General features: G+C 71.6%; 13 protein-coding genes and 1 pseudogene. 8 read left to right on the forward strand and 6 right to left on the reverse strand.

Going from position 1 to position 13,352, the window contains the following annotated elements; genetic code table 11:
* The 3 genes and pseudogenes from ACE3Q3_RS19180 to ACE3Q3_RS19190 all read right to left on the reverse strand — a co-directional run.
* Positions 1–380, reverse strand: a pseudogene (locus ACE3Q3_RS19180) (putative 2-aminoethylphosphonate ABC transporter permease subunit); the annotation flags it as partial.
* Positions 377–1,495 carry a putative 2-aminoethylphosphonate ABC transporter ATP-binding protein gene (locus ACE3Q3_RS19185; RefSeq protein ID WP_374448819.1) on the reverse strand — a complete coding sequence of 373 codons (1,119 nt, stop codon included), beginning with the start codon at positions 1,493–1,495 and terminating at the stop codon, positions 377–379. The gene ACE3Q3_RS19185 and the pseudogene ACE3Q3_RS19180, both read right to left, overlap by 4 nt.
* 11 nt (positions 1,496–1,506) lie before the next feature.
* The gene (locus ACE3Q3_RS19190; RefSeq protein ID WP_374448821.1) at positions 1,507–2,544 is read right to left on the reverse strand and encodes a putative 2-aminoethylphosphonate ABC transporter substrate-binding protein; all 1,038 of its coding nucleotides are present in this window, start codon (positions 2,542–2,544) and stop codon (positions 1,507–1,509) included.
* Positions 2,545–2,830: 286 nt separating this feature from the next.
* Between ACE3Q3_RS19190 and ACE3Q3_RS19195 the strand changes: the two genes are divergently transcribed.
* The 7 genes from ACE3Q3_RS19195 to ACE3Q3_RS19225 all read left to right on the forward strand — a co-directional run bounded on the left by ACE3Q3_RS19195 (position 2,831) and on the right by ACE3Q3_RS19225 (position 8,439).
* Positions 2,831–4,114: an ABC transporter substrate-binding protein gene (locus tag ACE3Q3_RS19195; protein WP_374448823.1), complete on the forward strand. Its 1,284-nt coding sequence runs from the start codon at positions 2,831–2,833 to the stop codon at positions 4,112–4,114.
* Between the two features lie 18 nt (positions 4,115–4,132).
* Positions 4,133–4,864: an ABC transporter ATP-binding protein gene (locus tag ACE3Q3_RS19200; protein WP_374448825.1), complete on the forward strand. Its 732-nt coding sequence runs from the start codon at positions 4,133–4,135 to the stop codon at positions 4,862–4,864.
* Between the two features lie 19 nt (positions 4,865–4,883).
* Complete coding sequence (locus ACE3Q3_RS19205) at positions 4,884–5,588, forward strand: ABC transporter ATP-binding protein (RefSeq protein WP_374448826.1); 705 nt, start codon at positions 4,884–4,886, stop codon at positions 5,586–5,588.
* 12 nt (positions 5,589–5,600) lie between these two features.
* Positions 5,601–6,461 (forward strand): branched-chain amino acid ABC transporter permease, encoded by an 861-nt coding sequence (locus tag ACE3Q3_RS19210; protein ID WP_374448828.1) that lies wholly within the window; start codon positions 5,601–5,603, stop codon positions 6,459–6,461.
* Positions 6,458–7,408 (forward strand): branched-chain amino acid ABC transporter permease, encoded by a 951-nt coding sequence (locus ACE3Q3_RS19215; protein WP_374448829.1) that lies wholly within the window; start codon positions 6,458–6,460, stop codon positions 7,406–7,408. Before ACE3Q3_RS19210 ends, ACE3Q3_RS19215 begins: the two co-directional genes overlap by 4 nt.
* Positions 7,405–8,208 carry an aspartate dehydrogenase gene (locus ACE3Q3_RS19220; protein ID WP_374448831.1) on the forward strand — a complete coding sequence of 268 codons (804 nt, stop codon included), beginning with the start codon at positions 7,405–7,407 and terminating at the stop codon, positions 8,206–8,208. Before ACE3Q3_RS19215 ends, ACE3Q3_RS19220 begins: the two co-directional genes overlap by 4 nt.
* A gap of 93 nt (positions 8,209–8,301) precedes the next feature.
* Positions 8,302–8,439: a hypothetical protein gene (locus tag ACE3Q3_RS19225; RefSeq protein ID WP_374448832.1), complete on the forward strand. Its 138-nt coding sequence runs from the start codon at positions 8,302–8,304 to the stop codon at positions 8,437–8,439.
* Between the two features lie 7 nt (positions 8,440–8,446).
* Here ACE3Q3_RS19225 and ACE3Q3_RS19230 read toward each other — a convergent pair whose 3' ends face one another.
* From ACE3Q3_RS19230 to ACE3Q3_RS19240, 3 genes are read right to left on the reverse strand one after another with little or no spacing between them, the layout of a single operon-like run.
* Positions 8,447–10,024, reverse strand: a complete 1,578-nt coding sequence (locus tag ACE3Q3_RS19230; protein ID WP_374448834.1) for a GMC family oxidoreductase — start codon at positions 10,022–10,024, stop codon at positions 8,447–8,449.
* Entirely contained in the window at positions 10,024–11,727 is a 1,704-nt protein-coding gene (locus ACE3Q3_RS19235; RefSeq protein WP_374448836.1) for an acetolactate synthase catalytic subunit, read from the reverse strand. Before ACE3Q3_RS19235 ends, ACE3Q3_RS19230 begins: the two co-directional genes overlap by 1 nt.
* 31 nt (positions 11,728–11,758) lie before the next feature.
* Positions 11,759–12,517 carry an SDR family oxidoreductase gene (locus tag ACE3Q3_RS19240; protein WP_374448838.1) on the reverse strand — a complete coding sequence of 253 codons (759 nt, stop codon included), beginning with the start codon at positions 12,515–12,517 and terminating at the stop codon, positions 11,759–11,761.
* A 98-nt stretch (positions 12,518–12,615) separates the two neighbouring features.
* Here ACE3Q3_RS19240 and ACE3Q3_RS19245 point away from each other — a divergent pair.
* Positions 12,616–13,352 (forward strand): alpha/beta fold hydrolase (locus ACE3Q3_RS19245; RefSeq protein ID WP_374448840.1); only part of this gene is annotated, 737 nt, incomplete at its 3' end.

Consider the following 13,352-nt stretch of genomic DNA (forward strand, 5'->3'; position numbering starts at 1 on the left):
GCGATCGCCGGCAGCATCGAGGGCGCCAGGATCGGCACCAGCGCGATGCCGGTCATCAGCCCCTTCGCCGGCATGCAGGTGCGGGTCAGGGCATAGGCGTAGACGAAGGCGACCGGCACCACGATGAGCGTGGTCAGCCCCGCCACGAAGAGGCTGTTGAGGATCGCGTCGGCCAGCGTCGGCGTCGCGAAGAAGCGGGCGTAGTTGGCGAGGCCGACGAAGGCCCCGCTGGCGTCCTCGACGCTCTTCGACAGGATCGACCACAGCGGCAGGGCGATCGCCGCCAGCATCGCCGCCAGCATCGCCGCCAGGGCCAGCCGCAGCACCCATGCCTCGCGGTCGACCGCGACGCCGCGGCCGGCGGCCGGCAGCACGGTCACTCCGGCACCCCGGCGAACACCCGGACCCGCTCCGGCGGCAGGGCCACCGTCACCGACTGCCCCGGGCCGAGGCCGAGGTCGGTCACCGCATTGAGCGAGAAGTCGGCGAGGAGCGGCGCGCCGGCCAGGCGCGGCGCCTGCAGCCGAGCCCGCACGACGGCGCCCAGGAACTCCATCGCCTCGATCGTCGCCGTGAAGGCGTTGGGCGTGTCGCCCGCGACGTTGCGGATGACGAAATCCTCCGGCCGGACGCAGGCGGTGCAGGGGTCGGCGGATACCGGACCGGCCCCGGCGACCTGGAGATCGAACCCGCCGACGCGGACCCGCCCGGGCGCCGAGCGCGCGCCGGTGAGGAAGTTCATGGTGCCGACGAAGCCGGCGACGAACAGCGTCGCCGGCGCGCGATAGATGCGCTCGGGGGTGTCCACCTGCTCGATCCGGCCGTGGTTCATGACGACGATCCGGTCGGCGACCGAGATCGCCTCCTCCTGGTCGTGCGTGACCATGATGGTCGTCACGCCGAGCCGGCGCTGGAGGTCGCGGATCTCGCCCCGCAGGCGCAGGCGGACGCGGGCGTCGAGCGCCGACAGCGGTTCGTCGAGCAGCAGCAGGCCGGGCCGGGTCGCGAGCGCGCGCGCCAGCGCCACCCGCTGCTGCTGGCCGCCGGACAGCTGGGCGGGGTATTTCGGGCCGCTGCCGGAGAGGCCGATCAGGCCGAGCAGTTCCTCGACCCGGGCGGCGATGGCGCGCCGGTCCAGCCGCCGGTTGACCAGCCCGTAGCCGATGTTCTCGGCCACCGTCAGGTTGGGAAAGAGGGCGTAGGACTGGAAGACGATGCCATAGTCGCGCTGGGCGGGCGGCAGGGCCGAAATGTCGCGCCCGGCCTGCACGATGGTGCCGCGGCTCTGCCGGTCGAGGCCGGCGATCGCCCGCAGCAGCGTGGTCTTGCCGCAGCCCGACGGTCCGAGGAAGCAGACGAACTCGCCCTCGCGGATCGCGAGGTCGATGTTCGACAGTGCGGTGAAGGCGCCGAACCGCTTTTCCAGCCCGGCGACCGTCAGATAGGGCGGGCGCCCGTCCGAACCGTTCGGACGGGCGCCCTCGTCGGCGTTCACCGGGGACGATCCTACTTCGCGCGCGGGGCCGACTTCCCGTCGTAGCGCTTGGTCCATTCGGCGAGGATGGCCGCCCGGTTCTTGGCCGAGTAGGCGAAGTCGTTCTTCGCCATCTTGGCCTCGGCGTCCTTCGGATAGTTCGGAATGTCCTTGGTCACGCCGGGATAGGCGACGACGCCGAAATAGTTGTTGAAGAGGACGTTCGCCTCCTTCGAGGCGACCCAGTCCATCAGCTTCCTGGCGGCGGCGAGGTTCTTGGTGCCCTTGTGGATGGCGGCCGCCTCCAGGTCCCAGCCCACGCCCTCGGCCGGAAGGATGACCGAGATCGGCGCGCCCTTGGTCTTCTCCTGGGCGGCCCGGTATTCGAACGAGATGCCGACCACGTACTCGCCGCGGGCCGCCTGCACGCACGGCGCCGACCCGGAATGGGTGTAGAGCGCGATGTTCTGGTGCAGGCCGTCCATGAACTTCCAGCCCTCAGCCTCGCCCTTGGCCTGGAGCCAGCCGCTGACCGACAGGAAGCCCGTGCCGGAGGAGGCCGGGTTCGGCATCACCACCTGGCCGCGATACTCGGGCTTAAGCAGGTCCGCCCAGCTCTTCGGCTCGGGGATGCCGCGCTTCTGGCCTTCGACCGTGTTGTAGCAGACGGCCGACATGTAGGCGTCCATGCCGATCCAGGCCGGCGGGTTCTTGGCGTCGCGGAACGCCGGCCGGAGCGCCTCCACCCCCTTCGCCGCATAGGGCTCGATCATCCCCTCGTTCTCGAAGAGGATGAGGCTGGTGACGGCGACGCCCAGGACCACGTCGGCCTTGGGATTGGCCTTCTCCGCCAGGAGGCGGGCGGTGATGACGCCCGTCGAGTCGCGCACCCAGACGATCTCGACGTCGGGATTGGCCGCCTCGAACGCCGTCTTGTAGGGCCGCAACTGCTCGTTCTCGAGCGCGGTGTAGACGGTCAGCTGCGTCTTCGCGAGCGCGCCCTGGGCCATGGCGACCGCCACCGCCGACGCGGTGACCGCGGCCGCCAAACCTGCTGCCAGCTTGTTCATTGCACCCCCTGCCAGTGTTGTTGGTCGACACGATTGCGCGAGGCACGCGACGTGCCAGCGGCCATGTCTAGTCCGACATTTGCGACGGGATGATGAAGCTAATCTTACAGGCCGTCCACGGCTTCGCGCGCAATGGGCGCATTTCCGCGCCGCCCCGGCGGCGATCGCCGGAGCGGAGCTTGACGCCGGGAAGCGACGACCGCTAGCGTCGGCGCCAACACACAAGCCCGGCCGCCGTGCTCGCATAGGGCGCAGGCGGACCGCGGCATCATCGGGAGGAATCGACATGCGCAGCCTGTTTCTGGCCGCGGCGGGTGTTGCCGTGTGCCTCTCCGGGGCGTCCGCCCAGGACATCCGGATCGGCGTCCTCTACGACCTGTCGGGGCCGCTCGCGGCGGCGGGGTCGATCGCGTCGTCGGTCGGCGCCAACATCGCCATCGAGATGGTCAACGAGAAGGGCGGCGTGCTGGGCAAGCACAAGATCGTCCCGATCGCGGCCGACGCCCAGAGCAAGGCCGACGTCGCCATCAACGAGGCCGAGCGCCTCCTGAGCCAGGAGCGCGCCGACGTCCTGCTCGGCGTCTTCTCCTCCGCCCACGCGGTGCCGATCGCCCAGCGGGTCGACGCCCAGAAGAAGGTGTTCTGGATCACGACCGCGATCGCGACCGCCGTCGTCAAGGACCGGAACCTGCAGTACACGTTCCGCGCCCAGGTCCATTCCGACCAGTTCGGCGACGCCTCGACCCAGTTCCTGGCCGAGGTCGCCAAGCCCAAGCTCGGCATGGAGCCCAAGGACATCAAGGTCGCGATCATCTACGAGGACGGCCCCTACGGCGTCGGCGTCGCCTCGTCGAACGAGACCGGCGCCAAGCAGCGCGGGATGCAGATCGTCCTCAAGGAGGGCTATGCCGCGACCTCGCCCGACCTCTCCTCGCTCGTCACCAAGCTGCGCCGGGCGCGGCCGGACGTCATCCTCCACACCGGCTACAACCCGGACATCACCCTGCTGCTGCGCCAGGCACGCGAGCAGGGCCTGCGCTTCAAGGCCCTCATCGGCCACGGCGCCGGCTATGGCCAGATCGACAAGCTGGTCGAGACCTTCGGCAAGGACGTCGACCACGTCTTCAACGTCGATCCGGTCGCGGCCCAGCTGCTCGATCCCAAGACGCTGAAGCCCGGGATCGGCGAACTGACCGCCGAGATGGTGCGCCGCTACAAGGAGAAGACCGGCGCCAAGGAAGTGCCGCCGCACGCCAGCATGGGCTTCAACCAGACCTGGGTCCTGCTCGACACCGTCCTGCCCGCGGCCATCCAGAAGCACGGCGGCTTCGGCGCCGACGCGATCCGCAAGGCGGCGCTCGAGGTCGACATCCCGGAGGGCGGCACGGTCCAGGGCTACGGCGTCAAGTTCTACCCGCCCGGGCATCCACTCGCGGGCCAGAACGAGCGCTCGAGCCCGGTCGTCATGCAGTATATCGGCGGCCAGACAAAGATCGCCTGGCCGACCGCGCTCCGGACCATCGACCCGGTCATCCCGCTGCCGGCCTCCTCGCCCTACGCCGCGCGCTGACCGGACCGTCCTCCGGCCATGCTCCAGGTGGAGGGTCTGACGCGAACCTTCGGCGGGTTCGTGGCGGTGGACAACGTGTCGTTCTCGGTCGCCCGGGGAGAGATCCTCGGGCTGATCGGGCCCAACGGGTCGGGCAAGAGCACGACGTTCAACCTGATCTCGGGCGCGCTGGCGCCGACCCGCGGCTCGATCCGCTTCGAGGGGACCGAGCTCGCCGGCCGCGCCGCCAGCGACATCGTCCATCGCGGACTGGCGCGGACCTTCCAGATCCCGCGCCCCTTCCGCCGCCTGTCGATCCTGGAGAATGCGATCGTCGCGGCCCATTTCGGCCGTGCCGGCAGGATCGACCGGGCGACCGCCGAGGAACGGGCGCGCGCCGCGCTGGCGCTCGTCGGCCTGCCCGTCGACCCCGAGGCCCGGGTCGACGGGCTGGGTGCCGCCGGCCTCAAGAAGCTGGAGCTCGCCCGGGCGCTGGCGACACATCCGCAGCTCCTCCTCGCCGACGAGAGCCTGGGCGGCCTCGACCATTCGGAAATGCAGCAGGCCGCCGACATGCTGCGCCGCGTCCGCGGCGAGATGGGCATCACCATCGTCTGGGTCGAACACATCATGGGCGTGCTGATGAAGGTGGTCGACCGGGTGATGGTGCTGCACCACGGGCAGAAGGTGGCCGAGGGCCTGCCGGCCGAGGTCGTCCGCGACCCGCGGGTGATCGAGGTCTATCTGGGTCGCGACCATGGCGCCCACTGACGCGTCGCGGCCGGCCGCGATGCTCGAGGTCCGGGGCCTGGAAGCCGGCTATGGCGGGTTCCGGGCGCTGCACGACGTGGCGCTGACGGTCGCCGCCGGCGAAGCCGTCGCAGTGGTCGGACCGAACGGTGCCGGCAAGACCACCCTGATGCGGGCGATCTCCGGCCTGCTGGCGCCGCGCGCCGGCCGCGTCGTCTTCGAGGGTGCCGACCTCGCGGCCGTCCCGCCGCATCGCATCGTCGAGCTCGGCATCGCCCACGTCCCCGAGAACCGCCGCCTCTTCCCGCGCCTGACGGTGGAGGAGAACCTGAAGATGGGCGCCTTCTCGCCGGGCGCGCGGCCGCATTTCGCAGAGCGGCTGGAGTGGGTCTACTCGCTCTTCCCGCGGATGCGCGAGCGGCGCTCGCAGATCGCCGGCACCATGTCGGGCGGCGAGCAGCAGATGTGCGCCATCGGCCGCGCGCTGATGTCGAAGCCGAAGCTGCTGCTCATGGACGAACCTTCGGCCGGCCTTGCGCCGGTCATCGTCGACCAGGTGTTCGACCTCGTCCACCGCATCCGCCAGGAGGGGTTCACGGTGCTCATCGTCGAGCAGAACGTCCGCCAGGTGCTGGAGCTGGTCGACCGCGCCTACGTGCTGGAGGTGGGGACGATCGGCAAGTCCGGCACCGCGGCCGAACTCAAGTCCGATCCCGCCATCCGCGAAGCCTATCTCGGCATCTGAGGGCGCCCCGACATGGACATCTTCCTCCTCGAGGCCGTCGTCAACGGCATCCTGCTGGGCGGCGTCCTGGCGCTGCTGGCGCTCGGGCTCAACCTCATCTTCGGCGTCATCGACGTCGTCTGGATCGCCTACGCCGAACTCGTCATGTGCGGCATGTACGCGATCTACTGGCTCTACGTCGTCCAGGGCGTGCCGCTGTGGGCGGCGGCACCGGCGGCCGTGGTCTTCGTCGCCATCCTCGGCATGCTGGTCCACAAGCTCATCATCTCGCCGATCCTGGGCTCGGCGCCGATCAACCAGCTCCTGGCGACGGGCGGCCTGCTCTTCTTCCTGCAGAGCTTCGCGACGCTGCTCTTCGGCGCCGACTTCCGCAACATCGGCCTGCGCCTGCCGATCATCGAGGTCGGCGACCTCTTCGTCAGCTTCGCCCGGCTGATGGCGTTCTGCGTCGCGCTGCTCGGCATGCTCGGGCTCTGGCTCTTCCTCAAGCGGACCTATGTCGGCACCGCCATCCGCGCCATCGCCCAGGACCGCGAGATCATGATCCTGATGGGCGTCGACCCGAAGCGGGTCTACCTCATCACCTCGGCGCTCGGCGGCGGCCTCGCCGGGCTCGCCGCGGCGCTGCTGGTGCTGCAGTACGACGTGCATCCCTTCATCGGCCTGTCCTTCGGCCCGATCACCTTCATGATCTGCGTGCTGGGCGGCCTCGGGAGCATGATCGGCGGCTTCGTCGCCGCCTTCGTCATGAGCCAGATCATCTCGGTCGGCGGCTTCTACACCTCGATCGAACTGTCCTACGTGCTGGCCTTCCTGCTCTTCATCGTCATGATCTTCGTGCGGCCGCAGGGCCTGTTCGGGGTGAAGTCGTGAAGGCCGGCTGGGGAATCCTCGGCGTGGCGCTGCTGCTGCCGCCGTTCCTGCCGATCTCGGACTACACGCTCCACATCCTGATCCTCGTCCTGCTCTGGGCCTTCGTCTACACGGCGTGGACGATCATGGGCCGGTTCGGCCTGGTCTCGCTGGGCCACGGCGCCTTCCTCGGGCTCGGCAGCTACACGACGGCGCTGCTGTGGAACCACTGGGGCCTCTCGCCCTGGCTCGGCCTGCCGCTCGGCATCGCGATCGCGGTGCTGGTCGCGCTGGTGATCGGCTATCCCTGCTCGCGGCTCAAGGTCGTCGGCCACTATTTCGCCCTCGTCACGCTGGCGCTGACCGAGGTCGTCCGCCTCTCGATCGTCGCCTGGCGCGACGTCACCGGCGGCTCGCTCGGCATGACGCCGAACACGGTCCCGCCCAACAGCCTGGAGGCGCTGCAGTTCACCCGCGTCACTTGGTACTGGGTGGCGCTCGGCGTGTGGGCCGTGGGCCTCCTGATCTGGGACCGCGTCGACCGCAGCATGACGCGCCATGCCATGGACGCCATCTCCGACGACGAGACGGCCGCCGCCGCCGTCGGCATCGACGTCACCCGGCAGAAGCTCACCGTCACCACCATCAGCGCCGCGCTGACGGCACTGGGCGGCGGCCTCGTCGGGCAGTACCAGATGTACCTCAACCCCGAGACCATGGCGGGGGTCGGGGTCTCGCTGCAGATCGTCTTCGCCGCGATTTCGGGGGGGATGTACGTCATCCTCGGTCCGACCGTCGGCGCCGTCCTGACCATCGTGCTGCAGGAGTTCCTGCGCATCCTCTTCGGGACCCACTTCATCGGCGCCGCGCCCACCATCTACGGCGTCATGCTCATCCTCTTCATCATCTTCATGCCGGCCGGCATCTGCGGCGTGATCGTCGAGCGGCTGCGCCGGCGGCGGGCATGACGCGGCCGTTCCGCATCGGCCTCGTCGGCCTCGGCGCCATCGGGCGGGACCTGCTGTCGCGCATCGCCGGCGGCACGCTCGGGCCGGTCGCCTGCACCGGCGTCCTCGTTCGCCGCCCGCGCGCGGCGACCGACGTTCCGGGCCTGACCCACGACCCGGACCGCTTCTTCGCCGCCGCCTACGACGCCGTCGTCGAGGGCGCCGGCCACCAGGCGGTCCGCGATCATGGCGAACGGGCGCTGCGCGCCGGCGCCGACCTCGTGCTGACCTCGGTCGGCGCGCTGACGGACGACGCGCTCTTCGAGCGACTGCGCGCGGCCGCCACGGAAAGCGGGCGGCGGCTGATCCTGCCGTCGGCCGGTATCGGCGCGCTCGACATCCTGGCCGCCGGCGCGGTCGGCGGCCTCGACCGCGTCACCGTCACCGTGCGCAAGGATCCGCTCTCCTGGAAGGGCACCGCCGCCGAGGGACTGGTCGACCTCGACCGGCTGACGGCGCCCGTCGTCCTCCACGACGGCCCGGTGCGGGAAGGCGCCCGGGCCTATCCCCAGAACGTCAACATCTCGGCCGCCGCCGCACTGGCCGGCATCGGCCTCGACCGCACCCGCCTCGTCATCGTCGCCGATCCCGGGATCACGGTGCATGTCGTCGAGATCGAGGCCGAGGGGACGTTCGGCCGCTTCACCTTCCGCGAGGAGGTGATCCCGACCGACGACAACCCCAAGACGGGCCGGCTGGTCGCCATGGCGATCGCCAAGACGGTGCGGCAGATGGCGAGCCCGGTCGTCATCGGGGCCTGACCGCCGACGAATTGCGGCGTAGCATCGGGCGAGGCGCGGCTTCCCCCCGGTGGCCATCACCGGCCGGCGCCGGCGTCCAACCCGGAGGGCCGCATGGCCAAAGGTCAGCAGCGCAGCAACCGCGAAGCCAAGAAGCCCAAGCAGGACAAGGCCAAGCCCGCCCCTGCGTCGTCGCCCTTCTCGACCCTGCCGCCGGGCAAGCCGGCGGCCTCGGGCGGCAAGAAGAAGTAGGCCCCGCCTACCCCGGCAACCGCGCCAGCCGGTCGGCCATCTTCTCGCCGATCATCACCGTCGTCAGGTGGGTGTTGGCGCGGCAGTCCGACGGCATGATCGCGGCGTCGACGACGTAGAGGCCGTCGACGCCGCGCACCCGGCAGTCGGGGTCGACGACGCCGCGCGGGTCCTCGTGCGCCGTCATGCGGCAGGTCGCGACCGGGTGCTGGGCGTCGCCGCACTCGGCCAGCATGGCGGCGTCCAGTTCGTCGTCGGGCAGCGCCGCCGCCTCGGCGAAGGTCCGGTCGGCGAAGCCGAAGCCGATGCGCTCGCAGATGTCGGCAATCGCCGGATGCGCCACGATCGCCGCCAGCCGCCGCACGCCGAGCCGCAGCCGGTCGCGGTCGCGCGCGTCGTCGAGCATGTTGGCGTCGACCAGCGGATCGACCGCCGGGTCGCGGTCGCGGAGCACGATCTCGCCCTCCGAATAGGCCTGGAAGAGCGCCGCCGCGATCGCGCCCTCGGCGGCGCGCGCCGGATCGTCGTCCTCGAAGCCGCGGTGGTTGAAGCCCATGAAGATCATGTCGTTGTGGCCGCCGCCGGGCCGGCCCGACGACCAGGTGACGCAGCAGTTGGTATGACGGAAGTCGACGTCCCGCGGCCGCCGCTCCGGCCTGAGGCGCAGCAATGCGCGGATCGTCGGATGCTCCAGCATGTGGCGGCCGACATGCGGGTTGGCATGGACGACCGGGATGCCGAAGCGGCCGAGGACGGCGGGATCGCCGACGCCCGAGCGCATCAGGATCGCCGGCGAATGCACCGCGCCCGCCGACAGCACGATCCGCGCGCCCTCGAAGCGCCGCATCTCGCCGTCGATCCGCGCCTCGACGGCGACGGCCCGCCCGCCTTCGAAGACGATGCGGTCGACCAGCGCCCCGCCCTGGACCCGGAAGTTGGGCCGCGACCGCGCCGGCTCGACATAGGCGTCGTTGGTCGAGACCCGGCGCCCGTCGCGGCTGTTGATCGGGTAGCAGGCGACGCCGCTGGCGTCGGGGGCGTTGAGGTCGTCGTTCCACGGATAGCCCAGGGCCAGCGCCGCTTCGGCCAGCGCCTGGTCGACCGGCCCCCAGGCCGCGCGCGGGGCGCGATAGACCGGGATCGGGCCGTCGCCGCCGTGCCAGCGGGCGGCGCCGTGATCGAGGTCGCTCTCGAGCCGGTTGAAATAGGGCAGCACCTCGTCCCAGCCCCAGCCCTCGCAGCCGCGCTCGGCCCAGTCCTCGAAGGCGTCGGGGACGCCGCGGATGGCGATCTGGGCGTTGACCGCGGACGAGCCGCCCATGCCGCGGCCGCGCCAGTAGAGCTTCGGGTCCTGTGCCCGGGTGCGCCGGCACATCAGGCCCGGCCACTGCCATTCCGCCTGCAGGGCCGGCGGCAGGATGATGCGGAGCGGATTGGCGCTCGCCATCGCCGCCGGCACCTCGGCCGAGCGGTAGTCGCGCCCCGCCTCCAGCAGCAGCACCCGGTGGCGGGCATCCTCCGACAGGCGGGCGGCGACCACGGCCCCGGCCGAGCCGGCGCCGACGACGATCGTGTCCCAGCGCATCAGACGCCCCCCAGCTTGCCGTCGAACATGGTGACCGGCGGATAGGCCGCGGGATCGGTGACGACGTCGATCACCGTCGGCACGTCGGCCGCCAGCGCCGCCTCCAGCGCCGGGCCGTAGTCGGCCGGGTCCTCGATGCGGACGCCGGCGCAGCCGCAGGCGCGCGCGATCGCGGCATGGTCGACCGGGGCGAACTCGACGGCGTCGGTGTAGGCGCCGTGGGTCGCCGTCTCGGCGTGCTTCTGATAGCCCAGGATCTGGTTGTTGAGGACGGTGATGGGGATCGGCGTCCCCATCCGGCGCGCCGTCTCCAGTTCGGCCCAGACATGGGCGAAGCCGCCGTCCCCGGCGACGCAGACGACCGGGCTCGACGGCGAGGCGACCTTGGCGCCGATCGCCATCGGCAGCCCCCAGCCGAGGCCGGCGATGCCGCGCGGTGTCAGGAAGCGCTGCCCCGGCCGCCTCGCCCGCAGGTAGTTGTTGATCCAGATCGAGGCGTAGCTGGCGTCGGCGACGACGATCGTGTCGGGCGTCAGGCGCCGGTCGATCTCGGCCATGATCCGCTCGGGCCGCATCGGCCGCGCCGACGAGCCGGTCACGGGCGCGGCCTCCTCGGCATGGGCCTGCCGGCCCGCGCGGATCGCCGCTTCGAGGGCGGGCCGGGCCGTCGCCCGCTTCCCCAGGTCGCGCCGGGCGAGTGCCTCGGTCAACGCCGCCAGCGTCGCCCGGGCATCGCCCTGGAGGCGCATCGCCTCGTAGTTGCGGCCGATCTCGGCGCCGTCGATGTCGAGATGGAGGAAGCGGGCGCCGCGCGGAAAGAGCTTCCAGGAATCGGTGCCGTTCTGGTTGGTGCGGTTGCCGACCAGGAGCACCACGTCCGCCCGGTCGACGAGCGGCCGCATGAACTTGCCCATGCCGCGCCGGCCCATGAAGTAGCCGATGACGCCGACCGACAAGGGATGGCCCTCGTCGACCGCGCCCTTGCCCATCGACGTCGTCCCGACCGGCAGGTGCGCCCGCTCCTGGAGGGCCGCCAGGGCCGCCGCCGCGCCCGAGGAATGGACGCCGCCGCCCGCCACCACCAGCGGATGCTCGGCCGCCGCCAGCAGGTCGGCGGCCGCCGCCACCGCCGCCGGGTCGGCCTGCGGCCGGTCGAGCGGATAGGCGCCGAGGCTGGCGACGCGCCCCGACTCCGCCGGAGCGGCATCCTGGAAGAGGTCGATCGGCACGATCAGCACCGCCGGCCCCGGCCGCCCGCCGGCCGCGGCGGTGAACGCCATATCGACATAGTCGTCGATGCGGTCGGCCTGGGCGACCCGGCGCACCCACTTGGCGACGCCGCGGAAGAGGTCGAGATGGTCGAGCTCCTGGAAGGCGTTGCGGTCGGTCGCGCCGCGGGCGACGTCCTGGACCAGCGCCACGATCGGGATCGAGGCCTTGAGCGCCTCCGCCAGCCCCGGCACCAGCAGGGTCGCGGCGGGGCCGTTCTGGGCCGTCACCACCGCGACCCGGCCCGAGATGCGGGCATAGCCGTCGGCCATCGCCGCCCCGGCATTCTCGGTGCGGTAGGCGAACTGGCGGATGCCGTAGCCGGGGGCCACCAGATGGAAGGCGGTCGGGATGCTCTGTCCGAACGCGACCTCGACGCCGTGGCGACGGAAGGCGCGGACGACGGTGTGGGCGGCGTTCTGGTTGGCGATCATGGGAATGTCCGGAGGCGGGGATGGTCGGGGGTCAGGTCATCGACAGCCCGCCCGCGACGTCGAGGGTGACGCCGGTGACGAAGCTGGCCTGGTCGGAGGTGAGGTAGGCGACGGCGTCGGCGCAGTCGTCGGCCGTGCCGAGGCGGCCGAGCGGCGTCGCCGCCAGCGCGGCCGCGTTCACCGCCGCCCCCACCGTGTGGATCATCGGGCTCTCGATGCGGCCCGGCGCGATCGCGTTGACGCGGATGCCGTGCGGGCCGAGTTCGCCCGCCAGATGGCGGGTCAGCCCGACGATCGCCGCCTTGGTCGCGGCGTAGTGGACGCCGACGATCGAGGAATAGTGCTTGCCGGCAACCGAGGAGACGCTGACGACGGCGCCCCGCCGCGCGGCGATCATGCCGGGTGCCACCAGCCGCACGCCGTGGAAGCAGCCGGTCAGGTTGACGTCGACGACACGGGCCCACTCGGCGGGGTCCATCTCGGCCGCCGGCACCCGGGCGCCGTCGCGCTTGGGCGAGATGCCGGCATTGTTGACGAGGATGTCGAAGGGGCCGAGCCGGGCCCGGGCGGCGGCATGGGCGGCACGGAACGATTCCCAGTCGGCGACGTCGCCCGCGACCGCGATCGCGCCGTGACCGATGCCGGCCGCGGCCGCCTCGGCGTCGGCGAGCCGGAGGTCCATCACCGCCACCCGCGCGCCGCGCCGGGCCAGCCCCGCGGCGATGGCGCGACCGATCCCCCGCGCGGCGCCGGTCACCAGCGCCGTCCGCCCGCGATGCGTCTCGTCCAAGGAAACCTCCGGATTGGGCGATGAGCCGCGGCCGAGTTTGGGCTATCCGTAGGGACCGATCAACGCCGGCCGAGGCGCCGGCAGGGAGGAGCGCCGCCATGCCGCACGCGACCGTCAGCGACGGGGTCCAGCTCTACTACGAGGAGACGGGAGCCGGCTTCCCCGTCCTCTTCGTCCACGAGTTCGCCGGCGACCATTCGAGCTGGGAGCCACAGGTCCGCGCCCTGTCGCGGCAGTACCGCTGCATCACCTACAATGCGCGCGGCTACCCGCCGTCCGACGTGCCCGAGGATGCGGGGATGTATTCCCAGGACCGCGCCGTCGCCGACGCCCACGACCTGCTGCGGACGCTCGGCATCGCGAAGGCACATGTCGTCGGCCTGTCGATGGGCGGGTTCTGCACGGTCCATTTCGGCATGCGCCACCCCGACCTCGCCCGCTCGCTGGTCGTCGCCGGCTGCGGTCACGGCGCCGAGATCGAGCGCCAGCCCCAGTTCCGCGCCGACGCGCAGGCGATGGCCGACCGGCTGCTGACGCAGGGCATGGCGGTCGGCGCCGAGGGCTACGCGGTGGCGCCGACCCGGGTCCAGTACCAGAACAAGGACCCGCGCGGCTGGCGCGAGTTCGCGCGCAACCTCGCCGGCCATTCCGCGATCGGCTCCGCCAATACGCTGAAGGGCGTCCAGGCCGGCCGGCCGTCGATCTACGAGTTCGAGGCGGAGCTGCGGAAGCTGACCGTGCCGACCCTGGTGGCGACCGGCGACGAGGACGAGCCGACCCTGCTGCCCGGCATCTTCCTCAAGCGCTGCATCCCGACCGCGGGCCTGTGGATCGC

Origin of the sequence: Allostella sp. (genome assembly GCF_041913585.1) — a bacterium.
Taxonomy (GTDB): Bacteria; Pseudomonadota; Alphaproteobacteria; order ATCC43930; family Allostellaceae; genus Allostella.

What these genes read in the sequence shown, in the direction of transcription:
- ACE3Q3_RS19190 (WP_374448821.1), bottom strand. Translation starts at nt 2,544, where the DNA reads ATGAACAAGCTGGCAGCAGGTTTGGCGGCCGCGGTCACCGCGTCGGCG.
- ACE3Q3_RS19195 (WP_374448823.1), top strand. Translation starts at nt 2,831, where the DNA reads ATGCGCAGCCTGTTTCTGGCCGCGGCGGGTGTTGCCGTGTGCCTCTCC.
- ACE3Q3_RS19200 (WP_374448825.1), top strand. Translation starts at nt 4,133, where the DNA reads ATGCTCCAGGTGGAGGGTCTGACGCGAACCTTCGGCGGGTTCGTGGCG.
- ACE3Q3_RS19205 (WP_374448826.1), top strand. Translation starts at nt 4,884, where the DNA reads ATGCTCGAGGTCCGGGGCCTGGAAGCCGGCTATGGCGGGTTCCGGGCG.
- ACE3Q3_RS19210 (WP_374448828.1), top strand. Translation starts at nt 5,601, where the DNA reads ATGGACATCTTCCTCCTCGAGGCCGTCGTCAACGGCATCCTGCTGGGC.
- ACE3Q3_RS19220 (WP_374448831.1), top strand. Translation starts at nt 7,405, where the DNA reads ATGACGCGGCCGTTCCGCATCGGCCTCGTCGGCCTCGGCGCCATCGGG.
- ACE3Q3_RS19225 (WP_374448832.1), top strand. Translation starts at nt 8,302, where the DNA reads ATGGCCAAAGGTCAGCAGCGCAGCAACCGCGAAGCCAAGAAGCCCAAG.
- ACE3Q3_RS19230 (WP_374448834.1), bottom strand. Translation starts at nt 10,024, where the DNA reads ATGCGCTGGGACACGATCGTCGTCGGCGCCGGCTCGGCCGGGGCCGTG.
- ACE3Q3_RS19235 (WP_374448836.1), bottom strand. Translation starts at nt 11,727, where the DNA reads ATGATCGCCAACCAGAACGCCGCCCACACCGTCGTCCGCGCCTTCCGT.